Genomic DNA, 26,495 nt, shown 5'->3' with positions numbered 1-26,495 from the left:
TGCTTTGCTGCCCGTCGGTCCCGCCGCGCGTCCCGCCGTCAGGCTCGAGACGCGGTCTTGGCGCGCGCGGCGGTGCGGCGCGGCGCTGAGCCTGCGATCGGCACGAGCCGCTGCAGTTGCGTGACGTGACGCGGCTCGAGCTCGTCGAGGCTCGAGACACCGAGCAGCTGCATCGTGCGCTCGATCTCGCTGCGGAGGATCGCGATCGTCCGGTCGACGCCCTGGCGACCGCCCGCCATCAGGCCGTAGAGGTACGCGCGCCCGATGAGCGTGAACTTCGCGCCCTGCGCGACCGAGGCGACGATGTCGGCGCCGTTCATGATGCCGGTGTCGACCATGACCGTCGCATCCTTGCCGACTTCGCGCACGACCTGGGGCAGAAGGTGGAACGGCACGGGTGCACGGTCGAGCTGGCGACCACCGTGGTTCGAGAGCACGATGCCGTCGACGCCGAGGTCGATGAGACGCTTGGAGTCCTCGACGTTCTGCACGCCCTTCACGACGATCTTTCCAGGCCACATGCCGCGGATGACCTCGAGGTCGTCGTAACTGATCGTCGGGTCCATCGCGGCGTTGAGGAGCTCGCCGACGGTGCCGCCGGTCGTCGTCAGCGACGCGAACTCGAGCTTGGGTGTGGTGAGGAAGTCGATCCACCACCAGGGCCGCGGGATCGCGTTGACGATCGTGCCGACGGTCAGGGCGGGCGGGATCGAGAACCCGTTGCGCTTGTCACGCAGTCGCGCGCCGGCGACCGGGGTGTCGACGGTGAACATGAGCGTGTCGAAGCCCGCCTCCGCGGCCCGCTTCACAAGACCGTACGAGATCTCGCGATCGCGCATGACGTAGAGCTGGAACCAGTTGCGCCCATGCGGGTTGGCGGCGCGCACACCCTCGATCGAGGTCGTCCCGAGCGTCGAGAGGGTGAACGGGATGCCGGCGGCTCCCGCCGCAGATGCCCCGGCGCTCTCGCCCTCGGTCTGCATGAGGCGGGTGAACCCCGTCGGGGCGATGCCGAAGGGCAGCGCCGAACGTCCACCGAGGATCTCCGTCGACATGTCGACCGACTCGGCCGGACGCAGGATGTCGGGGTGGAACTCGATGTCCTGGAACGCCTGGCGCGCTCGCGCGAGCGAGATCTCGCCCTCCGCGGCACCGTCGGTGTAGTCGAATGCGGCCTTGGGCGTGCGACGCTTCGCGATCGTCCGCAGGTCGTCGATCGTCAGGGCCGCTGAGAGCCGGCGACGACGACCGTTGAGGTCGGGAGCTTTGAACTGCATGAGTTCGAGCAGCTCGGGGATCTTGGGCAGCTGGCGGGTGACCATGTTTCTCCTCTGTTCCGGCCGATGGCCGAAGGGGTCGGGCCGGATGGTTCAGGCGGATTCGGGGCGGACGGGGTTCGCGGACGCGTAGTACCCCGTGATGTGGTCACGGACGGCGGTGCGGGCATCCGCGACCCGCCGCTCGTCGATCGCGACCACGATCGCGTTGTGCTCGTCACGCAGCCGATCGACGGTGCTGTTCCAGTCGGGAATGCGCGCAGCGCCTTCGAGCACGTAGTCCTCGATCGAGGAGCGAAGGCCAGCCATCATCGCCGCGACGACCTCATTTCCCGACGCCTCGGCCAGGGCGACGTGGAACTGGGCGTCCAGCGCCAGGAAGTCGGCGGGACTGAGGCCCGGGGCATCCATCGCGCGGAGCGCTTCGCGGGCCCGTTCGAGGTCGACGTCGGACGAGCCGGCGAGCTCGCCGGCCACCCACTCCTCGAGCAGGAGACGCGTGTTCACGACATCCGAGATCGCGAAGCCCTGCGCGGCGACCTGCAGGCGCAGCAGAGCCTGCATGCCGCCGGTCGGCCGCGCGACCACGATCGCGCCGGCGCTGGGGCCCGAACCGGTCGCGGTGCGGATGAGGCCCATGACTTCGAGCACGCGCAACGCCTCTCGGACGCTCGAACGCCCGACGCCGAGCTGTGCGACGAGGTCGCGTTCGGACGGCAGCCGGTCGCCGGGACCGAGCTTGCCGGCGAGAAGATCGGACTCGATCTTCTCCAGTACGACGCGCCAGGCGCGCGCCGGGGTTCCGTCAGCCATGACGCCCCTCTCGTTGGTGGCCGGACCACGATACATCTTGTGGTCTGACCGCGCAAAGCCCGAGACGGGCGCGTCGTGAAACGTATCAGAGGCCCGACTCGTCAGGCGAGACGACCACCCGACTCGCGGAGGTAGCACTCGGCGCACATCGACTCGTAGGTGACGCGGTCGCGGGCGAGCTCGTCGATCGCCACCTGGTCGCCCTCGAACACGAAGCGGCCGCCGACCAGACGGGCGTTGAACAGCGCCTTCCGCCCGCAGCGACAGATCGTCTTGAGCTCTTCGAGGCTGTGCGCGAGCTCCATCAGACGAGCGGATCCGGGAAAGGCCCGGGTCTGGAAATCGGTGCGGATGCCGTAGGCGAGCACCGGCACGTTCTCCTCGACCACGGTCCGCAGCAGATCGTCGACCTGCTCCGACGTCAGGAACTGCGCTTCGTCGATGAGGAGGCACGCGACATCCGCCCCCGTCTCCGCCCGCACACGCTCGCGATGGACGCCGAACACGGCTCGCAGGTCGTCGTCGGCACCGACGAGGAAGTCGACGTCGCGCTCGACACCCAGCCGGCTGGCGATCTGCCCGGCACCCTTGGTGTCGATCTCGGGCTTCGCGAGGAGGACGTGCTGGCCGCGCTCCTCGTAGTTGTAAGCCGCCTGCAGCAGAGCCGTCGACTTGCCGGAGTTCATCGCCCCGTAACGGAAGTAGAGCTTGGCCATGCCCGTCAGGGGTTGATCGAGAGCGCTTCGGCCGTCGCCGCGATCGACGCGCGGGCCGCATCGGCGCGCGGGTTGAGCGGCTGGCCGTAGCTCGGGATGAGCTTCTTCAGCTCGGGCTCCCAGCCAGCGATGCGATCGGGGAAGCAGGTCTTCAGCAGTCCGAGCATGATGGATGCCGCGGTCGAAGCGCCCGGCGAGGCGCCCAGCAGGCCCGCGATCGAGCCATCGGCCGAGGTCACGACCTCGGTGCCGAACTGCAGCACGCCGCCCTTCTTGGGGTCCTTCTTCATGACCTGAGCGCGCTGGCCGGCCTGGATCAGCTCCCAGTCCTCGTCCTTCGCGGTCGGCATGAACACCCGAAGCGAGTCGACCTTCTTGCGGTGGTTCTTCAGCAGCTCGCCCACGAGGTACGAGATCAGGCTCGGATTGTCGACGGCGACCTTCAGCATCGGCAACAGGTTGTGCGGACGCACCTGGGCGACGATGTCGGTGATGCGACCGTTCTTGAGGAACTTCGGGCTGAACGTCGCGAACGGTCCGAACAGCAGCGAGGCTTCACCGTCGACCACGCGCGTGTCGAGGTGGGGAACCGACATCGGCGGAGCGCCGACGGAGGCCTGCGAGTACACCTTCGCCTTGTGCTGCGACACGACGGCGGGGTTCGTGGTCTTGAGGAACTGTCCGCCGATCGGGAAGACGCCGTACCCCTTGATCTCGGGGATCCCCGACTTCTGCAGCAGTTTCAGCGCCCAGCCGCCCGCGCCGACGAACACGAATCGCGCGTCGGTGTGGCCGGGGGTCCTGCCCAGGCGATTGCGCCAGAAGACTCGCCACGAGCCGTCCTTCTGCCGGGTCATCGTCCGCACCTCGCGGTCGGTGATGACCTCGACGCCCTGCTCCTGCAGGTGGGAGAACAGCTGACGGGTCAGCGACCCGAAGTCGACATCCGTGCCCGCCGGAACGCGCGTCGCGGCGAACGGCTCGCCCTTGCGCCGCTCCTGCATCAGCAATGGCGCCCACTGGTTGATGACACGGGAGTCCTCGGAGTACTCGATGCCCGCGAACAACGGCTGGTCCTTCAGCGCCTCGTAGCGCCGCTTGAGGAAGGCGACGTCCTTCTCACCGCGGACGAAGGTCATGTGAGGCGTCGCGTTGATGAACGTGGAGGGCTCGTCGAGGATGCCGCGCTCGATGAGCGACGCCCACAGCTGACGGCTCTGCTGGAACTGCTCGTTGATCGTGATCGCCTTGCCCGGATCGACGGAGCCGTCCGACGCCTCGGGCGTGTAGTTCAGCTCGCACAGCGCAGCGTGGCCCGTGCCCGCGTTGTTCCACGGGTTCGAGCTCTCCTGCGCCAGATCCGACAGGCGCTCGTGCACCTCGATCTTCCAATCGGGCTGGAGCTGCTTCAGCAGCACACCGAGCGTGGCACTCATGATGCCCCCGCCGATCAGGACGACGTCGACCTTTTCACTCACGATGCACCAGTCTATCCCGGTGCGGCGGGCGTCATCCCGCCGCACCGCGGCCCCGCCTTCGCGTCAGAGGCGCTCGGCCACGATCTCCGCGATCTGCACCGCGTTCAACGCGGCGCCCTTGCGGAGGTTGTCGTTGCTGATGAAGAGAACGAGGCCCTTGCCTGCCGGGGCGGACTGGTCGGCGCGGATGCGGCCCACGTAGCTCGGGTCGTTGCCGGCGGCCTGCAGGGGCGTGGGCACCTCTTCGAGCACGACGCCGGGCGCCGCCGACAGGATCTCTCGTGCCCGCTCCGGCGTGATGTCGCGCGCGAACTCGGCGTGGATCGACAGCGAGTGGCCCGTGAAGACCGGGACGCGCACGCAGGTACCGGCGACCCGCAGGTCGGGCAGCTCGAGGATCTTGCGGCTCTCGTTGCGGAGCTTCTTCTCCTCGTCGGTCTCGTTGTCGCCGTCGTCGACGAGACTGCCCGCGAACGGGATGACGTCGAACGCGATCGGCGCGATGTACTTCTCGGGCTGGGGGAAGTCGACCGCGGAGCCGTCATGCACGAGATCGAGGGTGTGCCCCTGAGCGAGGACTCCCTCGACCTGGCCGAGCAGCTCCTCGGCCCCCGCGAGGCCCGAGCCCGAGACCGCCTGGTAGGTCGAGACGATGAGGCGCTCGAGGCCGGCCTCGGTGTCGAGCACCTTCAGCACCGGCATCGCGGCCATCGTGGTGCAGTTGGGGTTCGCGATGATGCCCTTGGGCGGGTTCACCGTGGCGTGGGGGTTGACCTCGCTGACGACGAGGGGAACCTCGGGATCCATGCGCCAGGCGCTGGAGTTGTCGATGACGACGGCGCCCGCCTCGGCGAAACGCGGGGCGTGCGCGCGCGAGCCGGTCGCGCCGGCGGAGAAGAGGGCGATGTCGATACCGGCGGGGTCGGCCGTGGCGATGTCCTCGACGATCACGTCGTGGCCGGCGAACTCGATCGAGGTCCCCGCGGAGCGAGCGGTGGCGAACAGACGCAGCTCACCGATCGGGAAGTTCCGTTCGACGAGGATCTCGCGCATCACCTTTCCGACCTGGCCGGTGGCGCCGACGACGGCGACGGAGAGTCCGGAATCGGAGATGCGGGTCATAGCTGTTCCTTGCGTGAAGCGGGATCGGGTTCCGGTGATTCTATCGGCGCGCCGATGCGGCGTCCGGCCACGTGACAGTCGATGACCGCGCGATTCACGCCATCTCGGGGCGGTTCCACTCCCCCGGCACCTCGAGCGCACCGTAGGCGAGATCGACGCCGTCGGTTCCGACCGACGCCGTGCAGACGAGCAGCGACAGTGTCGGCACGCCGTACGGGCGATTGTCGCGGATGATCGCGGCATCATCGGTCGCGGGGGTGGCCGCGGTGTCCTGGAGCACGTCGAGCCACGGCTGCAGGCCGTCCGCGCGGTCGAGCTCGGGCGCTGCGGCGGCGAACTCGCCGAGCCAGCGGCGGATGCGGGCCGTACGCGGATCGTCGACATCGTCGTGGGCGATCATGTGGGTACCGGGGCCCAGATCCACCGTCCGCAGGGTCGCGGCATCCCACATCGACACACGGACCCCGGCGGCGGAGACGTCGACGAGGTTGAAGCCGTGGGTGGGCGGGGCGCCCACGGGAGGGCGTCCCGCGACCGCATCCAGCACGATGCCGCCGCGCGAGAGCGCGGGTGCGTCGTCCGGCAGCACATCTGCCCGGTTGAGGATGACCGCGAGACGACGGGCAGCGGGGTCGGCTGCCAGCCACGCGCCCCCGGCACGACGATCGCGGACGCCGACGACGCCCGGGAACGCGTCGGGCCACCACGGACCGACCGGATCCCATGCACGCGCCGGATCCTCGTCTCGGACGGCCAGCAACCGAACCGGACGGGTCGGATCGGCGGGCACCTGGATGACGACGGTGCACATGTGATCACTCGCTCTCGGCGCCCGACGGTCGCTCCGCGCACCCCGCCCGGGGCCGTGGGAGGATCGGGGGCATGTTCATCGTAGTCGGGGTCACCGGGGGCATCGCCGCCTACAAGAGCGTCCATCTCGTGCGTCTGCTGGTGCAAGAGGGGCACGACGTCCACGTCATTCCCACCGACGACTCGCTGCGCTTCATCGGCCTCACGACGTGGGAGGCCATCAGCCGCAACCCCGTCACGACCTCGGTGCACGACGACGTCGCCCGCGTGCGGCACGTGGCCCTGGGACAGAGTGCCGACCTCGTCATCGTCGCCCCCGCGACGGCCAACACGATCGCCGCCATGGCCGCGGGTCTGGCATCCGATCTGCTCGGCACGACGCTCCTCGCCACGACGGCCCCTGTCGCCGTCGCTCCCGCGATGCACACCGAGATGTGGCGGCATCCGGCGACGACGGCGAACATCGCCACGCTGCGCGAGCGCGGCGTGCTGATCGTCGGCCCGGCGGACGGCCCGCTGACCGGCGGCGACAGCGGACCCGGGCGCATGTCAGAGCCGGATGACATCGTGGCGGCCGCGCTCTCGCTCGTCTCCCCCGAGACCGCCGACCTCAGCGGCGTGCACGTCGCGGTCTCGACCGGGGGCACCCGCGAGCCGCTCGACCCGGTGCGGTTCCTCGGCAACCGATCGAGCGGCCGACAGGGTGCCGAGATCGCCGCGGAGGCCGCCCGACGCGGTGCGACGGTGACCCTCGTCGCGGCATCCGTCGACGCCGGGGTCCTCGACACCGTCGCGGCTCATCCGCGCGTCACGACCCGGCACGTCGAGACCGCGGCTCAGCTCGGTGAGGCGATGACGGATGCCGCCGCCACCGCGGATGTCGTGATCATGGTCGCGGCCGTCGCCGACTACCGCGCTGCGCGGGTGTCGGAACACAAGCTGCGAAAGGAAGACGGGCCGCTGGCGACGATCGACCTCGTTCCCAACGACGACATCCTCGCCGGGCTCGCCGCCTCCCGCCGCGGCGGTCAGGTCATCGTCGGGTTCGCTGCCGAGACCGCCGACGAGGACCTGCTCGCACGCGCCCGACGCAAGCGCGAACGCAAGGGCGTCGACCTGCTCGTCGTGAACGAGGTCGGGTGGGATGCCGGCTTCGGTGCGGGCGAGAACACCGTCGCCGTCATCGGAGACGGTGGGGCGGTCGTCGCCGAGGCCTCAGGGCCGAAGAGCACCGTCGCTCGTGCGGTGTGGGACGCGATCGTCGCCGCCCGCGCCGCGGGCTGAGCACGTCAGCGGACCGAGCGCGATGCATCCGTCGGACACGCGGTGCTCATGAGCACTCGCGGCGCCGTGCGGGCATCACCAGCACCACCGGTCCGACGGATGTATCACCGCCGGTCGGGACGTCAGCGGAGCGCGCGCTCGCGGATGAACGCGGTGAGCGCCGCGGCGTCGTCGGGCAGGTCGATGACGTGCTGCGGCGCATCGAGCATGGCCTGCAGCTCGTCGGAGTAGCTCAGCTCGACCCCGATGGCCTCGCGGATCGTCTCGGCGAACTTCTCGGGCTTGGCCGTCTCGAGGACGAGCATGATCTCACCGGGCTCGACGTACTCGCGGGCCACCGTGACGCCGTCCGCGGTGTGCGGGTCGATGATCTCGCCCGTTTCGTCGTGCACCTCGCGGATGGTCGCGAGGCGATCGGCGTGCGTCGAGGTTCCGCTGACGATGCCGAACTCGGCGGTGAAGCGAGCGAGGTCGGCGGAGAAGTCGGCGAAGCCCTGCGACTCGAGCTCGCGCCAGGCCGCGACGACCCGCTCGGGGTCGCGGCCGACGAGCTCGAAGATGAAGCGCTCGAGGTTCGACGCCTTGGAGATGTCCATCGACGGGCTGGAGGTCTGCAGCGTCTGCGCCGCGGAGCGGGGGCGATAGATGCCGGTGCGGAAGAACTCGTCGAGCACGTTGTTCTCGTTCGCCGCCAGCACGAGCCGGCGGATCGGAAGGCCCATCTCGCGCGCATAGAACCCGGAGAGGATGTTGCCGAAGTTGCCGGAGGGCACCGTGATCGAGACCTCGGCGTGGCCGTCCACGTCGGTAGCCCGCAGCCATGCCCAGAAGTAGTAGACGACCTGCGCCGTGATGCGCGCGAGGTTGATCGAGTTCACGGCGCCGAGGTGAAGCTCGCGCTTGACCCCGAGGTCGCCCGCGAGCTCTTTGACGAGGTTCTGACAGTCGTCGAAGACACCCTCGATGGCGATGTTGTGGATGTTGGGCTCATCGAGCGAGAACATCTGGGCCCGCTGGAACGGGCTCATGCGGCCCTGCGGCGACAGCATGAAGACGGCGATGTGCTCCTTGCCGCGCAGCGCGTACTCCGCCGCCGAACCGGTGTCGCCCGATGTGGCACCCAGCACGTTGAGAACCGAGCCGGTACGCGCGAGGGCGTGCTCGACGACCTGACCGAGGAACTGCATCGCGAGGTCCTTGAAGGCCAGCGTCGGCCCTTCCGAGAGCCCGACCAGCGTCATCCCGCCGCCGATGCGGCGCAGCGGAACGACGGCGTCGGGGAAGGGCGCATACGCGGCCTCGGTCATGCGGGCGAGGTCGTCGCGCTCGATGTCGGTGGCGAAGAGAGCGAGCACCTCGGTGGCCAGCTGCGGGTAGGTCAGCGCGCGCCAGCGCTCGAGCGTCTCGGACGAGACACGGGGCATCTCTTGCGGCACGGCGAGGCCGCCGTCGGTCGCGAGCCCCTCGAGGAGCGCGTCGCAGTACGGCAGCGGCTCAGCGCCGCCTCGGGTCGAGATGTACAGCACGCGGGCTCCTCGGGACGGGTCGGGGACGGCTTTCGATTCTCGCAGGTGCCGCGCCTGCCGGTGTCAGCGGCCGGTGCCGGCGTAGACGACGGCTTCGGTGTCGCCGTCGAGTCCGTACGCGGTGTGCACGACGCGGGCGGCCTCGGCCAACTCGTCGCCGCGGACGACGACGGAGATGCGGATCTCCGAGGTCGAGATCATCTCGAGGTTGACGCCGGCGTTCGACAGCGCTTCGAAGAGCGTGGCCGAGACGCCCGAATGCGTTCGCATTCCCGCGCCGACGACCGACAGCTTTCCGATCTGGTCGTCGTGCACGAGGCTCTCGAAGCCGACCTCGTTCTGCTCGCCCGCGAGGGCACGGAGCGCCATCGTCGCATCGGTCTTCGGCAGCGTGAACGAGATGTCGGTGCGCCCCGTCGCCGCGGCCGAGACGTTCTGGACGATCATGTCGACGTTCGCGCCCGACTTCGCCACGATCTTGAAGATCTCGGCGGCCTTGCCCGGAACGTCGGGCACGCCGATGACGGTGATCTTGGCCTGGCTGAGGTCGGTGGCGACGCCCGCGACGATCGGCTCTTCCATCTCTTCTTCCTTTCGGCCTTCGGGCGGCGACATCCCCGGACCGAGCACGAACGTGCCGGATCCGGAGCTGAACGTCGACCGGGCGTTGATCATGACGCCGTGACGGCGGGCGTACTCCACCGCACGGATGTAGAGGACCTTGGCGCCGTTCGCGGCGAGTTCGAGCATCTCCTCCGCCGAGACCACTCCGAGCTTGCGGGCCTTGGGCACGACGCGCGGGTCGGCGGTGTAGATGCCGTCGACGTCGCTGTAGATCTCGCAGACGTCGGCTGAGAGCGCCGCGGCGAGTGCGACGGCGGTCGTGTCGGACCCGCCGCGGCCGAGCGTCGTGATGTCGCGGGTGTCGCGGTTGAACCCTTGGAACCCCGCGACGATGACGATCGCCCCCTCGTCGAGGGCTTCGCGCAGCCGCACGGGCGTGACGTCGACGATGCGCGCGGCACCGTGCGTCGCATCCGTGATCATGCCCGCCTGGCTACCGGTGAACGAGCGCGCCTCGAAGCCCATCGAGTGGATGGCCATCGCCAGGAGCGCCATCGAGATCCGCTCGCCCGAGCTGAGGAGCATGTCGAGCTCACGCGGGGCCGGGATCGGGGCGACCTCGTTCGCGAGATCGAGCAGCTCGTCGGTCGTGTCGCCCATCGCGCTCACCGCGACGACGACGTCGTGACCGGCGCGGCGGGTGTCGACGATGCGCTTCGCGACCCGCTTGATGCTCTCCGCGTCGGCGACGGAGGACCCGCCGTACTTCTGCACGATCAATGCCATGTGGGACTCCCGGATGCCGGTGCCGGCGCGATTGCTACGGGCGCCCGGATGCCGCGCCCACCGCACCATCTTACGGAGCGTCCCATGCACCGGGCGCCATGTGACGACCGCTCACGCGCGGCACCGCGGGCACCCGGACCTAGGCTGGAACACATGGGACGCCGCTCGCTCTTCACGGCGCTGAATGCGCTCGTCCACACCCCCGATCCGGCCGCCGGACCGGCGACCGAGATGCTGCCCGTGATCGACGACGCGTTCGCCGTGCGGGTGCTCGATCTGGCGATCCGGCTCGGCGAGACGATGCTCGTGGCGGGCTCGCCCGCGAGCGAGGTGACGCTGACGATCGTGCGGGTCGCCGGCGTGTACGGTCTCGACCCGGTGCACGTCGACGTCACGTACAACTCGATCACGGTCGCCCATCACCGCAGCGGCGAGGACCGGCCGATCACGCTCATGCGGGTCGTCCGCGGCGCCGCGCCCGACCATTCCCGACTGCAGCGGCTGCAGGCGCTCGTGGCCGAGATCCGCGCGGGACTCCCCCTGGATGCCGCGGCACTGCGCTTCCGCGGCATCCGTCGGACGCCCTTCCGATACCACCAGCCCGTTGCCGTCGCCGCGCAGGCGCTGCTGGCGGTCGGTGTCGCGGTGATGTTCGGGGCGAACTGGCTCGTCATCGTGCTGTCGTTCCTCGCAGCCGGATCCGCGGCGATCACGCAATTCCTGCTGGGCCGGGCGCGCGTTCCGTTCTTCTTCAGCCAGATCGCCGGAGCGTTCGTGCTCACGATCGTGGCAGCAGCATCCCCTCTCCTGCGCGCAACAGGGTGGGAAGCCGCGATGACCATGCGCCCGTCGGTCATCGTCGCGTCCGGTATCGTGCTGATGCTCGCGGGACTGACCGTCGTCGGCGCGGCTCAGGACGCCATCGACGGGTTCGCGCTCACGGCCATGGGCCGCATCCTCGAGCTCGTGACGCAGACGCTCGGCGTCGTGCTCGGCATCCTCGCGGGGATCGAGACGGCCCGCGTCATCGGGCTGGGCCTCGAGGCGCCGACGGAGGCGCTACCGCTCGGACCCGTGCCGCTGCAGTTCCTCGGCGCGGGCCTGATCGCCCTCGCGGTCGCCGTGATCAACGGAGCCGGGCTGCGCATCATCGTCGTCAGCGTCGCCCTCAGTGTCGTCGCCTGGCTGGGCTACGTGGCCGCGGCCTCGCTCGGCTTCGAGACGGCGGCGGCGAGCGGTGTCGGCGCGTTCGCCGGCAGCCTCGTCGGCATCCTCGCCGCCTATCGTCTGCACGTGCCGTCCGTCGCGATCACGACAGCCGCGATCCTGCCGATGGTGCCCGGAGCCGCGGTGTTCCGCGGCCTCCTCGGCGTCGTCGAATCGGGCGACAGCCCCGCGACGCTGCTGACCGGGTTCAGCACCCTCGCGGCAGCCGCGACCGTGGGCATCGCGCTCGCGGTGGGCGCATCGCTCGGCATCTACCTCGGTCAGCCGCTCCGCGCGTCGCTCGGATCGGTCATCCGAGCGCGAGCGCGGGTGCGCTGAGCAGCCGAGAGACGCGAAACGGCCGCGTCGCGAGCGGGCGCGGGGCCCGCCGCAGACGCGGCCGTTTCGACGTGGCGGATCAGCCGAACAGAGCGGCGGCCTCCTCGTAGCGGTACAGCGGAACCGTGTTGAGCTCGCCGAGGGCCTCGTCGAACGAGACGCGGACGATATCGGTTCCCTTGAGCGAGACCATCTGACCCCACGCGCCGTCGACGAGCGCATCGGCGGCCGCGAGTCCGAGGCGCGTGGCCAACACGCGGTCGAACGCCGAGGGCGAGCCACCGCGCTGGATGTGGCCGAGCACGGTGGCGCGGGTCTCGATGCCGGTCAGGCGCTCGATCTCGGGGGCCAGCACTTCACTGATACCGCCGAGACGCGGACGGTTGAACGCGTCGAGGCCCTTGTCGCTGTATGCCTCGTCCTGGCCCGTCAGCTTGAAGCCCTCCGATACGACCACGAGCGGGGCCCGGCCCCGGTCGAAGGCCTTGGTGACCTGGGCGGTGATCTCCTCGATCGACATCGGCACCTCGGGGATGCAGATGACGTGGGCACCGGCGGCGATGCCGGCGTGCAGCGCGATCCAGCCCACGTGGCGACCCATGACCTCGGCGACCATGCAGCGCTGGTGCGAGTCACCGGTGGTGCGCAGTCGGTCCATCGCGTCTGTGGCGATGTTGACGGCGGTGTCGAAGCCGAACGAGTAGTCGGTCGCCTTCAGGTCGTTGTCGATCGTCTTGGGCACACCGAGGACGTTGATGCCGTCGTTCGCGAGACGGTTGGCAGCGGCGAGCGTGCCTTCGCCGCCGATGGCGATGATGCCGTCGATGCGGTGCTTGTCGAGGGTCGCCGCGATGTTCTCGGCGCCGCCGCGGGGGCCTTCGTACGGGTTGGTGCGGCTCGTGCCGAGGATCGTGCCGCCGACCTTGGACAGACCCTTCACCTCGTGACGGGTGAGGGGGAAGAAGTCGCCATCGACGACACCGCGCCAGCCGTCGCGGATGCCGACGAACTCGATGTTGTACGAGGTGGTGCCCTTGAGCACGACGCCTCGGATGACAGCGTTGAGTCCGGGGCAGTCGCCGCCGCTGGTGAGGATGCCGATCTTCATGGGGAGATCCTTCGTTGTTGCTCAGGGTGGAGTGTGGCGACGCTGCCTCAGGTCGAGACTATCGTCGCGACGCGAGTGCTGCCAGGCGAAGCCCACCGGAAGAACTCGCTGCCGCGGGGCGGGCGGACGTCGCATCCATCACCGACACCGGCAGACGCGCCCAGGGCGGCGCCGTCGTGGCGCGGCTCGCGTTCGTCGACGACTCGACCTTCGACTACCGCCTCATCCAGCCGTCGGACGAGTCTGGGCCGTCGTCGGCGGATGCGGCTCAGTCCGCACCCAGCGCCTGGCGGAGCAGGTGCATGAGGGCCGACAGCTGCACGGAGTCGCTCGAGGTGGGATCGACGGCCTCACCGTCGAGAGCGCGGGCCGCGAGCCCCTGCTTCGAGTCGATGAGCTCGGCGATCTTGGTGTCGATGGTGTGGGCGGCGATGATCCGCCACGCGGTGACGGGCTCCTCCTGACCGATGCGGTGCACACGGTCGATCGCCTGCGTCTGCTCGGCCGCGGTCCACGACAGCTCGGCGAGGACGACGTTCGAGGCTGCCTGCATGTTCACGCCGACACCCGCGGCAGTCAGCGAGCACACCGCGATGGCGACATCGGGATCGTTGTTGAACGCGTCGATCGCGTCCTGGCGTGCGGTCGCGCTCTGATCGCCGCGCAGCGACACGGTCCGCAGCCCGGCGGCCGCGAAGTGGGCCTCGGCGGCATCCATGACGTCGATGTGCTTGGCGAAGAACACGACCTTGCCGACCGAGCGCTGGAGCTGCGCCGCGTAGTCGGCGGCGAGCACGGCCTTGGCCTGACCGATGCGGCGGACCATCGTGAAGACGTTCTCAGCACCGGTCCCCGCGGCCTTGGATTCCTCGAGCTCCTGCGTCGCGACGAGGCGCACGATGTCGGAGTCGGCCTCACCGATGAGCACACGGTCGCCGCGCGCCTCGATGATCCGGCGGTACCGCGCGGCCAGACGCTCGCCGAGCTCGTGCTCGGCCTGGCGGATCGACCGACCGTACTCGTCGTCGAGCTGCACGGGCAGGTCTGCGACGAGCTTGTCGGGAAGATCCGCGGCGACGTCCTTCTTCTTGCGGCGCACGATGCCCATCGAGATGACGGCGTCGCGGGCAGCCGGGTAGAACGCCTTGTCGGCGGGCGTGAGGCCGGTCTCGTCGAGCCGCTCCATGAGGACGGGCCCGGGCTTCTCGCCGTTGGTCCACCCGAGGAAGCGCCAGATCGCGTCGAAGTCCTCGACGTCGTTGATCAGCGGGGTTCCGGTGAGGGCGAGCATGAGCGGGTCGCGGACCTGCTCGCGGATGCGGCCCGCGAGGGCGAGGACGTTCTGCGAACGCTGCGAGCCGAGGTTCTTGATGAAGTGCGCCTCGTCGACGACCATGCCGCGTAGACCGATGGATCCGAGCCACGAGAGGTGACGGTCGAGCACCTCGTAGTTGACGATGAAGACGTCGGCGAAGGCATCGATCTGATCGCCGTCGCCCGAGATCACCGTCGCGCGGCGCTGCGGCGTCCAGCGCTCGACCTCGCGGGCCCAGTTCATCTTCACCACATTCGGCACGACGGCCAGCAGCGGGTAAGCGCCGGCGACGGATGCCGCGAGCACCGACTGCGCCGTCTTGCCGAGGCCGGGCTCGTCGGCGAGGAGGAACGAGCGGTGGCCGGCCCGCACCGCCTCGAGGAACCGCGACTGGTGCGGCATGATCTCGAGACCCTTGGGCGACAGACGGTCGAACTCGGGCACGGGGGGCAGATCCATCGAAGCCGCCGCCCCGCCGGCGCCGGACTCGAACGCCTTGTAGAGCGGGCCCATCAGCTCCCAGCCGTCGAGGCGGCGACGCGGCGTGTCGTGGGGCTTGTGCAGTTCGGGATCGGGGGCGAGGAAGGGGTTCGACTCGCGACGTGCGAGCACCTGGGGCGGCGTGACCTGACGTTCGGCGAGCGCCGCCGGTACGACGGGAGCCTGCACCGGCACCATATCGGTGATGATCAGCTCGTCCTCGGGCAGTTCGGCACCGGACTCGAGCAGCCAGTCGCGCCGCATGCGCTTCGCGACCGGCGACGTCGCCTGGTCGACCTCGAGCAGCTGGATGAGCGATGTGTCTCGCGCGGCGGTCTTGGCGAGGATGGTCGCGACACCGTCGAGCCGCTTGAGCAGCTCTGCCCGGGCAGCGGTCGAGATGTTCTCGTCGGCCTTCACCCGCGCACGCTCTTCGCGCACCAGGAACGCGATGACCTGGAACTTCACGCGATTGGTGGGTCCGAGCTTGCCGCGCTGCGCCTTGGCCTCGACCTCGCGCACCTTGCGCGCGAGGATCGGGATCAAGGGCGCGTCGTCGTCGCGTCGGGCGGACGAGGACTTTCGTCGGCGGTTGGCGGTCGCTGCGGCGGTGGCCATGGTCGGCATGCTCCTCCTGAGCCTGAGTGCCGGGATTCCGTCGTGACGGAACGTACGGGTGCCGCTCGGACGGACACCGAAGCGTCATGCGAGCGAAGGGCGATCGCGCCGGCCGGCCGCGGGCACTCGCTTCAGCGAGCTGCGGCGTCGAACCCGACGATGTCCCCGCCGACCATTCTATGCCACGACCGGCGCGCCCCGCGAGGTGGGCGCGGGGCGCGCCGGCGAGACCGGTCGGCTACGCGCTCCGGCGCGCGGGTCGCAGCGCCGATCGCAGCCTCAGGCTGTTCAGCACGACGAAGACGCTCGAGAACGCCATCGCGGCCGCCGCGACCATCGGGTTGAGCAGTCCGGCGACGGCCAGCGGCACCGCGGCGACGTTGTACGCGAACGCCCAGAACAGGTTTCCGCGGATGATCCCGAGGGTGCGGCGACTGAGTTCGATGGCCTCGGCCACCGCCCGAGGGCTGCCCGCGGTCAGCGTGATGTCGCTGGCGTGCTTGGCCGCATCCGTTCCGCCGCCCATCGCGATACCGAGGTCGGCGGCGGCCAGGGCGGCGGCGTCATTGACGCCGTCGCCGACCATCGCGACCCGCTCCCCCGCTGCCTGGCGCCGACGTACCTCGTCGAGCTTGCCCTCCGGCCGCACGTCCGCGACGACCTCGTCGATGCCCAGCTCGCGAGCCACCGCCGCAGCGGCCCCGGCGTTGTCGCCGGTGACCAGGACGACGGATGCTCCGGTGCGGTGCAGTCGCGCCACGGCATCGCGAGCGTCGTCGCGGACGCGATCCGCGACCGCGATGACCGCGCGGACGGCGCCGTCCCACCCGACGGCGACGACGGATGCTCCGGACTCCGCAGCGTCGCGCGCGGCCGCGTCGAGCTCGGCGGCCGGAGACCCCAGGCGTTCGGTGACGAAAGCCATGCTTCCCGCGGTGATCTCGCGCCCCTCGACCGAGCCGCGGACGCCGCCTCCCGCGATCCCCGTGAACTCCGCCACCGGGGGCACTGCGCCGGCAGCGGCGACGATCGCCCGTGCGATCGGATGCTCGGAAGCCGATTCGACGGCGCCGGCCGACCGCAGCGCCTCGTCGCGGTCGACCCCGGCCGTGACGACCGACGCGACCGACATCCGTCCTTCGGTCAGGGTGCCGGTCTTGTCCATGAGGACGACGTCGATGCGCTCGGCCGCTTCGAGGGCCTCGGGGCCGGTGATCAGGATGCCGAGCTCGGCGCCGCGCCCGGTGCCGACCAGGACGGCGATGGGCGTGGCGAGCCCGAGTGCGCACGGGCAGGCGATGATGAGCACCGCCACGGCGGCGGTGAAGCCCGCCGCCACGGGCGCACCCGCGACGATCCAGCCGACGAGGGTCAGCACGGCGACGACGATGACGACGGGGACGAAGACCGCCGAGACGCGGTCGGCGAGACGCTGTACGCGACTCTTGCCCGACTGCGCCTCGTCGACCAGACGAGCCAGGTGCGCGAGACGGGTCTCGTCGCCGACCGAGGTGGCGCGAACCCGCAGGCGTCCACCGGAGGCGATCGTCCCCCCGGTCACCTCCGAGCCGGGTCCGACGTCGACCGGCACCGATTCGCCCGTGAGCATGCTCTCATCGACCGCTGCCGCACCGTCGACCACGACGCCGTCCGTCGCGACCTTCTCACCGGGCCGCACGACGAACTCGTCGCCCTCCCGAAGGGTGTCGATCCCGACACGTCGACCGTCCGGCAGCTCGACGTCGGTCGCCCCGAGCTCGAGCAATGCGCGCAGGGCGGCTCCCGCGCGCCGCCGTGACCGCTGCTCGATGTACCGTCCGAGCAGGATGAGTACCGTGACCGCTGCGGCCACCTCGAAGTACACGAGCGATGTCGGGTCGTGCACGGGCCCGAAGAGGACGACGTCGTGACGAATGCCGATACGCCCGGCGGAGCCGAACAGCACCGCCCACAGGCTCCAGGCGAAGGCGGCGAAGGTGCCGAGGGTGACGAGCGTGTCCATCGTCAGCGCGCCGTGGCGCGCGTTCGCGAACGTCGCACGGTGGAACGGCCAGCCCGCCCAGAACACCACCGGCGCCGTGAGGACGAGCGACACCCACTGCCATCCGGGGAACTGCCACGCGGGCACCATGCCGAGCACCACGACGGGCGTCGCCAGCACGATGCCCCAAATCAGGCGGGTGCGCAGGGTCGTCCGCCCCGGCACGTCCTCGACGTCGTGCTGGTGGCCGCCGTCGGCGTCGTGGTCCGCGTGCTGGTCGTGCTCCCCGGCGGGGTGCGGCTGCTGCCGACGCTGCGGGGCGCGGACGCGGGCGGTGTACCCGGCCTCGCCCACTGCCTCGACGAGTTCGTCGACCGACACGGCTGCAGGATGCTCCACGCGCGCCGTCTCGGTCGCGAGGTTCACCGTCGCGCGGACACCGTCCAGGCGTTGCAGACGCTTCTCGACCCGGGCGACACAGCTCGCGCACGTCATCCCCTCGATGTCGAGGACAGCGTGGCTGCTCTCCGGCCCGGCGATGTCAGCGGACATCAGCGGCGTCCGGTCACCGTGTAGCCGGCCTCGGCCACCGCAGCCGAGACGACGTCGTCGTCGGGCGGCTGCACGGCCGTGACCGCGACGGTTCCGGCATCGACGTCGACGGCGACGTCGGAGACGCCGGGGACGAGTCCGAGTTCGCGGGTCACCGCTGCGGCGCAGTGGCCGCAGGTCATGCCCTCGACGGAGTAGGTCTGAGTCGTCATGATGATCCTCTTTCGTTCAGCGACCTCAACAGGATACCCCCCTGGGGTATTCCCGTCGATGCTCGGACATCGGGACGGCGTACGCTGAAACCATGTCCACGATCTCCGAGCGCGAGCTCGCCGCGACCCTCGACCACGCCATCCTCAAGCCCGAACTGACCCGCGAGCAGGTCGACGCCGAGCTCGACATCGCCGCCGAGTGGCAGGTCTTCTCCGTCTGCGTGCGACCCTCCGACATCCCTCATGCCGTCGCACGCCTCGAGGGCACCGGCGTCGCCGTCGGAACCGTCATCGGCTTCCCCCACGGCACCACCTCCACCGCGGCGAAGGTCGCCGAGGTCCGCCAGGCCGCCGCCGACGGCGCCTCGGAGTTCGACATGGTCGTCAACATCGCCGCGCTGCGGTCGGGCTTCGACGACGTCGTCGTCGACGACATCCGAGCCGTGGTCGAGGCCGCCGAGGGCAAGATCGTCAAGGTCATCCTCGAGACCAGCCTCCTCGACGACGAGCAGATCGCACGCGGCAGCCGTCTGACCGAGGCCGGCGGCGCCGACTTCGTCAAGACCTCGACCGGGTTCGCCGGCGGCGGCGCGACGGTCGCCCACGTCCGGCTGATGCGCGAGAACGTCGGCGAAGCCGTGCAGGTCAAGGCGTCCGGCGGCGTGCGCAGCTTCGCCGATGCCGTCGCGATGCTCGATGCGGGCGCGACGCGCCTCGGTACGAGCGGCAGCGCGACGATCCTCGGCGAAGCGCGCCGACTCGAAGCCGGTGGCGAGGCCACCGGCGCAGTCGACGAATCGTCGTACTGACCCTCGCGGGCTCCGGCCCGCTCCGGTGCGCGAGGCGCTGTCCTCAGGCGAGCGCCTCGCGCACCCGGACGACATCGTCGTCCATCTGCTCGATCAGCGCGGGAATGCCCGCGAAAGCGACCATCCCGCGGATACGGGCTGTGAAGCGCACCTCGACGCGGTGACCGTAGAGGTCGAGATCGGTCTCGTCGAGCACGTACGCCTCGACCTGGCGCTGCGGCACGTCGTCGAACGTGGGGTTGGTGCCCACGGAGATCGCCGCCGGATAGCGGATGACGCTCGCGGGCAGCATCCCGTCGGCTCCGGGCATTCCGAGATCGACCAGCCAGCCCGCGTACACACCGTCCGCCGGGATGAAGCCCGCGGCGTCGGTCGCCAGGTTCGCGGTCGGATACCCGAGCTCGCGGCCGCGCTTCAGCCCGTGCACGACCTCCGCTTCGACCGCGTGGGGTCTGCCCAGGAGGCGAGCGGCACCCGCGACGTCGCCCGCCGCGAGCAGGTCGCGCACCCAGGTCGACGACACGCGACGACCGGCGTCGCGTGCGCGGACGTCTGTGACGACGTCGACGTCGAATCCGTGCTCACGCCCGAGAGCGGTGAGCACGTCGGGATCCCCTTCGCCGCCGCGTCCGAACCGGAAGTCGTCGCCGACGAGCACTCCGACGGCGCCGAGAGCGCGCACGAGGATGCCCTCGACGAAGTCGCGTGCCGAGAGCGCGGCGAGCTCGGCGTCGAATCGCAGCACGAGGACGGCGTCGACACCCGCCGCAGCGAGAAGACCGATCTTCTGATCGAGCGCGACGAGCGGCTCGGGGCAGAGCTCCGGACGCAGCAGGCTGAGCGGATTGCGGTCGAAGGTAACCGCGACCACGCGCGCACCGCGGGCCGCGGCGTCGACCCGGGCCCGGTCGATGACGGCGCGGTGTCCGGAGTGCACGCCGTCGAATTTGCCGATGGCCACGACGCTCGGACCGAAGTCCGCGGGCACCTCGGCGGGGTCTCGATACACGGTCACCATGACGATCCCTCCAGGACGGCCGGACGCTCGTCGCGGTCCGCTGCGCCGTCGCGATGCGACACGAGCCACCAGATGCCCACGAAGGGCAGGGCGAGTGGAACCCAGAAGTACCCGAAGCCGTAGCCCGACCACACCGTGGCGTCGTGCGAGAACAGTTCGGGCAGCACGAGGCTGAGCGTACCGACGACGAGGACTCCCACCAGTTCGAAGCAGATCGCGACCCACGCGACGGCGTACCAGGCACGCGAGCTCGATCTCACAAGCGCCACCGTCGCCAGCACGTACACGAGCGCGGCTGCCGCCGACAGCGAGTACGCCAGCGGGGCGTTGGCGAAGTCCTCGACGATCTGCACGAATGAGCGTCCCGTCGCGGCGAGCGCCATGACGGCGTACACGACCACCAGGACGCGGCCGATGCCGGTCATTCGAGGGCGGGGATGATCCATGACCTCACCAATGATAGGCGGCGCGCGGGCGGCTTCAGACGACCTGAACCGTCCAGATCACCTGCATCCGCCACACCATGATCGCCACGGACAGGGCGGCGACACCGAGGATGACGGTGCTCCAGCGGCTGCGTTCGATGAGGGCCCAGAACACAGCGGCCGGCGGCAGCAGCACGGCCGAGACGAGATACACCCAGAACTCCAGCAGGCTGCCCGACGGCGCATTGCCCGCCAGCGGGGCGATGATCGCGACGACGACCTGGGCGATCAGAAGCACTTCGACGAGGGCGAGCGCTCCGACCGAGAGGTCGCTCGGGCGGCGGTTCGCGAGACCGAGCACCGTGCAGAGCAGGCCCGCGGCGACCGCCACGGCGACCTGAACGATGGTGAAGACCGTAATCATGCGTCCTCCGCCATGTTCATGAGGCTCTTGACGTCATCGCCGCGACGCTCGACGATCCCCACGAGCCGGCCGTCGGGATCGATCGCAGCGGGATGCGGCGCCGACAGGCGCGCGGCTGCTCCGACGAGTCGCTTGCCGTGACGCAGGTCGCGGGCCTCGTCGGCGCTCACGTCGAAGGCGCCGAGCACGGTCGCGGCGACATCCGCATCGCGCAGGAGTTCGAGGTCCGGGACGATCTCGGTCACGGCATCCGACACGTCGAAGGGTCCGATGCGGGTGCGCCGGAGCGCCGTGAGGTGACCGCCCACGTCGAGGGCGGCGCCGAGATCGCGGGCCAGGGCGCGAATGTAGGTGCCGCTCGTGCAGTCGACGACGACGTCGACGTCGATCGCTCGGGATGGCCCGCCTTCGCGGGCGGGAGTGACGTCGAGCGCGACCTCGCGGACCTCCCGCACATCGAAGCGTGAGACGGTGACCCGTCGCGCCTTCAGCTCGACCTCTTGCCCCGCGCGCGCCAGGTCGTACGCCCGCTTCCCGCCGACCTTGATCGCCGACACCCGACTCGGCACCTGATCTATCGCGCCGGTGAGCGCCGCGATGCCGCGATCGATGCCCGCACGGTCGACGGCGGCGAGCGCGGCATCTGTCGCGTGCCCGGTCACCGCGCCGTCGGCATCGTCGGAGTCCGTCGAGACGCCGAGGCGGATCGTCGCCTCGTAGGTCTTGTCGAGGCCGACGATGTAGGTCAGCAGGCGGGTCGCCGCTCCCACGCCGAGCACCAGCAGACCCGTCGCCATCGGGTCGAGCGTGCCGGCGTGGCCGATCTTGCGGGTGCCGAGGGCTCGGCGGGCTCGGGAGACGACGTCGTGACTGGTCATCCCGCCCGACTTGTCGACGAGCAGGATGCCGCGGGGCGCGGTTTCGGGCATGCCTCCAGCCTACGGCGACGCCTCGCGCGGCTCGGCCCGGCGCCCACCGCCGACGCTTCGGGCGCAGTTCGTCGCACCGGGCGCGGTTTCATCTGCGCCCGAAGCTCGGAACTGCGCCTCACCCCACGCGCGCCGGTCCCGCGCGATCAGTCCAGCGCCAGCTCGACGGTCGCGAACGAGTGCGGCGGCATCGTCACGACCAGCTCACCGTCGTCGAGGGCGGTCGCGAGGGGCCGCGGCTCGACACGGTCGGGGAGGTCGGCATCGTTGAACGTCGTGGCGCTGTCGGCTCCCAGTACACGGGCGCGCGTCACGCGGGCACCGCGGCCGCGCAGGTCGATGCGCACCTCGCACTCCTCATCCGCCGACAGATGGGTGAGCGAGATGAGCGCCGACCCCTCCTTCGTCGAGGCCGACATCGACACCAACGGCAGCTCCCCGCCTCGCGCCGCCGTGGTCGGGGCGTCGAGCATGTGAGCGCCGAGCGCTCGGGCGTCCTGGTGCCCCTTGTTCATCTCGAACACGTGGTAGGTCGGGGTGAGGACGAGCTTGTCGCCGTCGGTGAGGATCATCGCCTGCAGCACGTTGACGGTCTGGGCGATGTTGGCCATCGAGATGCGCCGCGCATAGCGGTGGAAGATGTCGAAGTGGATGCCGGCCACGAGCGCGTCGCGGATCGTATTCTGCTGGAACAGGAAGCCCGGGTTCGTCCCCTTCTCGGCGTTCCACCACGTGCCCCACTCGTCGCAGACGAGGCTCACCCGGTTGTCGGGGTCGTACGAGTCCATGACCGCGACGTGCCCGCGCACGACCCGCTCGAAGTCGAGCGCGTAGGCCATCGTGTCGTAGAACTGCGCGTCGGTGAAGGTCGTCGCGTCCTCGCGGTTGATGCCCGATCCGGTGTGCGTGTAGTAGTGGAACGAGATCGCCTGGTACGGGTGCTTGTCGTACAGGTTCGCGGCGTGCGATTCGACGAGCGACTTCACCAGCACGCGCGTCCACTCGAAGTCGTCCTCGTTGGCACCGGCGGCAATCAGCGTCAACGTGTTCTCGCCGTGGTCGTGGCAGTAGGTCGCGTAGCGCCGCGCCTCTTCCGCATAGAACTCCGGTGACAGATTGCCCCCGCACCCCCAGGGCTCGTTGCCGATGCCCCAGAACGGCACGCGCCAGGGCTCGTCACGTCCGTTCTCGCGGCGCAGACGCGCCATGGGGCTGTCGTCGTCGCGCGTGAGGTATTCGACCCACTCCGACATCTCCTGCACCGTGCCGCTGCCGACGTTGCCGTTGACGTAGGCCTCGGTGCCGAGCAAGTCGCACAGGTCCATGAACTCATGGGTTCCGAAGTGGTTGCTCTCGACGACGTCGCCCCAGTTCGTGTTGGCGATCTTCGGCCGCTGCTCGCGCGGACCGATGCCGTCGCGCCAGTGGTACGTGTCGGCGAAGCATCCGCCCGGCCAGCGCAGGTTCGGGATGTCGAGCGCGCGGAGCGCTTCGACGATGTCGGTGCGGATGCCGCGGATGTTGGGGATCGCCGAATCCTCGCCGACCCAGAATCCGTCGTAGATGCAGCGGCCGAGGTGCTCGGCGAAGTGCCCGTAGATGTGGCGGCTGATGCGATCGCCGACGACGTCGAGGTCGATGACCGCACGGGCGGACGAGGTCATGTGGTTCTCCAGTGCTCGTGCTCGGTGAGCGGGACCAGCGGAGGACGCTCCGCGGTCGTGGTCAGGGTGATGCGGCGGCCGTCTCGGGCCGATCGGGTGAGGGCGCTCATGATCTCGAGGACGTGCAGGGCGACCTCGCCGCTCGCACGTCCGGCGCCCGGGCCCCCGCGCACGAAGTCGAGGACCCCGATACCGCGACCCGCGCCGCGGTATCCCGCGCGCGGCGCGATCGCCGTCCACTCCCCGGCACGCGGTCGACGCAGGGTCACGTCGCCGTCGAAGAAGTTGGGGTCGGGCAGGGTCAGCGACGCGCTCTCACCGTGCACCTCGATCGGCGCGGCGTGCGTCGCGGCGGCGTCGAAGCTGAAGGTGACCGTCGACACCGCACCGCCGGCGTGCTCGAGCACACCGGTGACATGCGTGTCGATCTCGACGGGGATGCGCTCCCCCGCTCGCGGGCCCGAGCCGATCGTGCGCTCATCGCGCGATCGCGACGACGCACCCGACACGCTGACGACGGGCCCCAGCACGTGGAACAGCGCGGTGAGGTAATACGGCCCCATGTCGTAGAGCGGCCCGCCGCCCTCGCGGTAGTAGAAGTCGGGATGCGGGTGCCAGGCCTCATGGCCCGACGACAGCCACGTCGCGACGGCTGCGACCGGTCGGCCGATCTCACCGGCATCCACGACCGCTCGCGCGGTCTGCACACCGGACCCGAGCACGGTGTCGGGGGCGCCACCGACCCACGCGCCGTTCGCGCCGGCCATGACGCCGAGCGCTTCGTCGAACGTGGCGGCCAGCGGCTTCTCGCCGTAGACGTTCTTGCCGGCGGCGAGCGCGGCACGCGCCACTTCGCCGTGCGCCGCGGGAATCGTCAGGTTCAGCACGGTCTGCACGGCTGGGTCAGCGACGAGCTCGGCCACCGACAGGGCACGGGCACCGGGGAACCTCTCGGCGACCGCCTGGGCGCGGTCGGCGTCGAGGTCTGCCGCCGCCGCGATACGGACGGCGGGGTGATCGCCCAGCGTCTCGAGATACTGGCCCGAGATGACCCCGAGGCCGACTACACCGATGCCGTGCGGCTCGCCCACAGCATCCCCCTTTCGATGATGGTGCGGACGTTGACGTCGCGCAGCACGACGAGGCTGTGCCCCGGCGTCGCGACGAAGATGCGGCCCTGTCCCCACTCGCGCGTCCAGACGGCGGGCGAGGTGATGGGGCGGTGCCACGGGTGGTAGGGCTGCACGGGATGCGTCGTCGTCGCGAGCACGTCGTTGAGGTCGTCGGAGAGCACCCAGTACTGCTCCGTGCGCAGCGTGAAGTCTTCGAGACCGGCCATGATCTCCGAGCGGCGACCCGCCTCGGTGAGGTCGACGGTGTAGCAGAGGTAGTTGTCGGTCTCGTCACCGACGCGGGCGTCGGGGTGCTTCGCGGGGTGCGTCGCGAACTGTCCGCCGATGAGCTGGAGGTAGTCGGAGTTGTCGCGGTACGAGTCGGCGATGCCGCCGTGCCAGCCCGCCAGTCCGGTTCCCCGCTCGACCGCGTCGCGCAGGCCCGCGAAGGCCTCGCGCGAGATCTTCGACATTGTGACGGACTGCACGATCAGGTCGGTGCGCTCCATCGTCGCGCGGTCGGTGTAGACCTCGTTGTCCTCTTCGATGCGGACCTCGAAGCCGTTCTCCTCGAGGAACGGGACGAAGAGGTTCGTGGCCTCGACGGGCTTGTGCCCTTCCCATCCGCCTCGGACGATGAGCGCCTGTCTCGCGGTCATGAGCTGACCCCTTCCACTCGGATGCTTCTGCTGTCGGTTGACGCGCTCTCCTCGACCGCCGCGAGGACGCGCTGCACCTGCGCCGCTTCGGCGAACGACGGATGCGCCTCGACCTCGCCCGCGACGGCACGGACGAAGTCGACGCTCTGATGCGTGAACAGGTGCTCGTATCCGAGCCCGTGTCCCGCCGGCCACCAGGCTCCTGCGTAGGGATGCTCGGGCTCGGTAGCGTCGATGCGCCGGAAACCCTGCTCACCGGCGGGCAGTGTCGCGTCGGCGAAGAGCAGGTCGTTCAGGTGTGAGAAGTCGAAGGCGACCGCTCCGCGGTCACCGCTGATCTCGATGCGGTTGGCGTTGCGGTGTCCCGTGGCCATGCGCGTCGTCTCGAAGACGCCGAGCGCACCATCGGAGAAGGATGCCGTGAACGCCGCGGCGTCGTCGACGGTCACGTGCTCGGTCGCGGCACCGGCACCCGCACGACCGCCGAGCCCGACGCGTTCGTCGAGGACGGGGCGCTCGTCGACGAAGGTGCGCAGGACGCCCGAGACGCTCGTGATGCGCGCTCCCGTGAGCCACTGGGCGGTGTCGATGCTGTGCGCGCCGATGTCGCCGAGCGCGCCCGATCCCGCGCGTTCGCGATCGAGGCGCCAGGTGAACGGCGCGTCCGGATCGGTGAGCCAGTCCTGCAGGTACTGCGCGCGCACGTGCCGGATCCGGCCGATGCGTCCTTCTTCGATCAAGCGTCGCGCCAGAGCGAGGGCGGGCGTTCGGCGGTAGCTGAAGCCGCACATGGCGACGACTCCGCGCGAGGCCGCAGCAGCGGCGGCATCCGTCATCCGATCGGCGTCGGCGACGTCGTTGGCCAGCGGCTTCTCGCACAGCACGTGCAGACCGGCGTCGAGCGCGGCGAGCGCGATCTCGGCATGGGTGTCGCCGGGGGTGCAGATGTCGACGGCGTCGATGTCGTCGCGTGCGATGACGCTGCGCCAGTCGTCGCTCGACTCGGCGATACCGAAGCGTGACGCGGCGTCGGCGGCGCGCTGCGCGTCGCTTCCCGCGAGCACGACGACCTCCGGCTCGATCGACAGGTCGAAGAAGCGCGGAGCGGTGCGCCAGGCGTGCGCGTGCATCCGTCCCATGAACCCGGTTCCGATGATCGCGATGCGCAATCGTCTCGACATCCTCGTCTCCCTCCGCACCGGTGCGTGTGATCGCGGACCACGATGTCACAGCCTCTCGACGCGGACGGCGCGGTTTGCGCAAAATAG

General features: G+C 70.1%; 23 protein-coding genes. 3 read left to right on the top strand and 20 right to left on the bottom strand.

Features of this window, described 5'->3' with window-relative positions:
- Positions 1-38: 38 nt before the first annotated feature.
- The 6 genes from DEU36_RS13690 to DEU36_RS13665 form a co-directional block, all read right to left on the bottom strand.
- Entirely contained in the window at positions 39-1,322 is a 1,284-nt protein-coding gene (locus tag DEU36_RS13690; protein WP_120264880.1) for an alpha-hydroxy acid oxidase, read from the bottom strand.
- 48 nt (positions 1,323-1,370) lie between these two features.
- Positions 1,371-2,090 (bottom strand): FadR/GntR family transcriptional regulator, encoded by a 720-nt coding sequence (locus DEU36_RS13685; RefSeq protein ID WP_120264879.1) that lies wholly within the window; start codon positions 2,088-2,090, stop codon positions 1,371-1,373.
- Positions 2,091-2,191: 101 nt separating this feature from the next.
- The gene (locus tag DEU36_RS13680; RefSeq protein WP_120264878.1) at positions 2,192-2,806 is read right to left on the bottom strand and encodes a thymidine kinase; all 615 of its coding nucleotides are present in this window, start codon (positions 2,804-2,806) and stop codon (positions 2,192-2,194) included.
- Positions 2,807-2,811: 5 nt separating this feature from the next.
- Complete coding sequence (locus tag DEU36_RS13675) at positions 2,812-4,284, bottom strand: malate:quinone oxidoreductase (protein WP_120264877.1); 1,473 nt, start codon at positions 4,282-4,284, stop codon at positions 2,812-2,814.
- A 63-nt stretch (positions 4,285-4,347) separates the two neighbouring features.
- Positions 4,348-5,406, bottom strand: coding sequence for an aspartate-semialdehyde dehydrogenase (locus DEU36_RS13670; protein WP_120264876.1), 1,059 nt, complete (start codon positions 5,404-5,406; stop codon positions 4,348-4,350).
- Positions 5,407-5,500: 94 nt separating this feature from the next.
- Positions 5,501-6,217, bottom strand: a complete 717-nt coding sequence (locus tag DEU36_RS13665) for an NRDE family protein (RefSeq protein WP_120264875.1) — start codon at positions 6,215-6,217, stop codon at positions 5,501-5,503.
- Positions 6,218-6,288: 71 nt separating this feature from the next.
- Here DEU36_RS13665 and coaBC point away from each other — a divergent pair, with 71 nt between their 5' ends.
- Complete coding sequence (gene coaBC / locus DEU36_RS13660) at positions 6,289-7,500, top strand: bifunctional phosphopantothenoylcysteine decarboxylase/phosphopantothenate--cysteine ligase CoaBC (protein WP_120264874.1); 1,212 nt, start codon at positions 6,289-6,291, stop codon at positions 7,498-7,500.
- Positions 7,501-7,622: 122 nt separating this feature from the next.
- On the opposite strand, the gene thrC is transcribed toward coaBC, so the two are convergent.
- Together thrC and DEU36_RS13650 are read right to left on the bottom strand one after the other, a co-directional pair.
- On the bottom strand, positions 7,623-9,026 hold the full coding sequence (gene thrC / locus DEU36_RS13655; RefSeq protein ID WP_120264873.1) for a threonine synthase: 1,404 nt from the start codon (positions 9,024-9,026) through the stop codon (positions 7,623-7,625).
- Between the two features lie 63 nt (positions 9,027-9,089).
- Complete coding sequence (locus tag DEU36_RS13650) at positions 9,090-10,376, bottom strand: aspartate kinase (RefSeq protein ID WP_120264872.1); 1,287 nt, start codon at positions 10,374-10,376, stop codon at positions 9,090-9,092.
- 153 nt (positions 10,377-10,529) lie between these two features.
- On the opposite strand from DEU36_RS13650, the gene DEU36_RS13645 reads away from it, so the two are divergent.
- Positions 10,530-11,921, top strand: coding sequence for a threonine/serine exporter ThrE family protein (locus tag DEU36_RS13645; protein ID WP_120264871.1), 1,392 nt, complete (start codon positions 10,530-10,532; stop codon positions 11,919-11,921).
- 79 nt (positions 11,922-12,000) lie between these two features.
- Here the strand turns inward: DEU36_RS13645 and DEU36_RS13640 are convergent, their stop codons facing one another.
- From DEU36_RS13640 to DEU36_RS13625, 4 genes are all read right to left on the bottom strand, one after another.
- Positions 12,001-13,029, bottom strand: a complete 1,029-nt coding sequence (locus tag DEU36_RS13640; RefSeq protein ID WP_120264870.1) for a 6-phosphofructokinase — start codon at positions 13,027-13,029, stop codon at positions 12,001-12,003.
- A 268-nt stretch (positions 13,030-13,297) separates the two neighbouring features.
- Positions 13,298-15,451 carry a DEAD/DEAH box helicase gene (locus DEU36_RS13635; RefSeq protein WP_120264869.1) on the bottom strand — a complete coding sequence of 718 codons (2,154 nt, stop codon included), beginning with the start codon at positions 15,449-15,451 and terminating at the stop codon, positions 13,298-13,300.
- A gap of 229 nt (positions 15,452-15,680) precedes the next feature.
- Positions 15,681-17,975, bottom strand: a complete 2,295-nt coding sequence (locus DEU36_RS13630; protein ID WP_120264868.1) for a cation-translocating P-type ATPase — start codon at positions 17,973-17,975, stop codon at positions 15,681-15,683.
- The gene (locus DEU36_RS13625) at positions 17,975-18,187 is read right to left on the bottom strand and encodes a heavy-metal-associated domain-containing protein (protein WP_120264867.1); all 213 of its coding nucleotides are present in this window, start codon (positions 18,185-18,187) and stop codon (positions 17,975-17,977) included. The genes DEU36_RS13630 and DEU36_RS13625 overlap by 1 nt, the downstream gene beginning before the upstream one ends.
- Before the next feature lie 92 nt (positions 18,188-18,279).
- Here DEU36_RS13625 and deoC point away from each other — a divergent pair, with 92 nt between their 5' ends.
- Positions 18,280-18,996, top strand: a complete 717-nt coding sequence (gene deoC / locus DEU36_RS13620) for a deoxyribose-phosphate aldolase (protein ID WP_120264866.1) — start codon at positions 18,280-18,282, stop codon at positions 18,994-18,996.
- Positions 18,997-19,039: 43 nt separating this feature from the next.
- Here the strand turns inward: deoC and DEU36_RS13615 are convergent, their stop codons facing one another.
- The 8 genes from DEU36_RS13615 to DEU36_RS13580 all read right to left on the bottom strand — a co-directional run bounded on the left by DEU36_RS13615 (position 19,040) and on the right by DEU36_RS13580 (position 26,408).
- Positions 19,040-20,011, bottom strand: coding sequence for a bifunctional riboflavin kinase/FAD synthetase (locus tag DEU36_RS13615; RefSeq protein ID WP_120265174.1), 972 nt, complete (start codon positions 20,009-20,011; stop codon positions 19,040-19,042).
- Positions 20,008-20,460 (bottom strand): hypothetical protein, encoded by a 453-nt coding sequence (locus tag DEU36_RS13610; RefSeq protein WP_120264865.1) that lies wholly within the window; start codon positions 20,458-20,460, stop codon positions 20,008-20,010. The genes DEU36_RS13615 and DEU36_RS13610 overlap by 4 nt, the downstream gene beginning before the upstream one ends.
- A gap of 34 nt (positions 20,461-20,494) precedes the next feature.
- Positions 20,495-20,863: a hypothetical protein gene (locus DEU36_RS13605; RefSeq protein WP_120264864.1), complete on the bottom strand. Its 369-nt coding sequence runs from the start codon at positions 20,861-20,863 to the stop codon at positions 20,495-20,497.
- The gene (truB, locus tag DEU36_RS13600) at positions 20,860-21,792 is read right to left on the bottom strand and encodes a tRNA pseudouridine(55) synthase TruB (protein ID WP_120264863.1); all 933 of its coding nucleotides are present in this window, start codon (positions 21,790-21,792) and stop codon (positions 20,860-20,862) included. The genes DEU36_RS13605 and truB overlap by 4 nt, the downstream gene beginning before the upstream one ends.
- A 146-nt stretch (positions 21,793-21,938) precedes the next feature.
- Positions 21,939-23,456, bottom strand: a complete 1,518-nt coding sequence (locus DEU36_RS13595; protein ID WP_120264862.1) for an alpha-N-arabinofuranosidase — start codon at positions 23,454-23,456, stop codon at positions 21,939-21,941.
- Complete coding sequence (locus DEU36_RS13590) at positions 23,453-24,547, bottom strand: Gfo/Idh/MocA family protein (RefSeq protein WP_120264861.1); 1,095 nt, start codon at positions 24,545-24,547, stop codon at positions 23,453-23,455. The genes DEU36_RS13595 and DEU36_RS13590 overlap by 4 nt, the downstream gene beginning before the upstream one ends.
- Positions 24,520-25,227 carry a ThuA domain-containing protein gene (locus DEU36_RS13585; protein ID WP_120264860.1) on the bottom strand — a complete coding sequence of 236 codons (708 nt, stop codon included), beginning with the start codon at positions 25,225-25,227 and terminating at the stop codon, positions 24,520-24,522. The genes DEU36_RS13590 and DEU36_RS13585 overlap by 28 nt, the downstream gene beginning before the upstream one ends.
- Positions 25,224-26,408, bottom strand: coding sequence for a Gfo/Idh/MocA family protein (locus tag DEU36_RS13580; protein ID WP_120264859.1), 1,185 nt, complete (start codon positions 26,406-26,408; stop codon positions 25,224-25,226). The genes DEU36_RS13585 and DEU36_RS13580 overlap by 4 nt, the downstream gene beginning before the upstream one ends.
- Positions 26,409-26,495: the final 87 nt, after the last annotated feature.

This window comes from Microbacterium sp. AG238, from assembly GCF_003610405.1.
In the GTDB taxonomy this organism is placed as follows: Bacteria; Actinomycetota; Actinomycetes; order Actinomycetales; family Microbacteriaceae; genus Microbacterium.
Note: the sequence above shows the minus strand (reverse complement) of the source record. Positions and strands in the feature narration are given on the sequence as shown.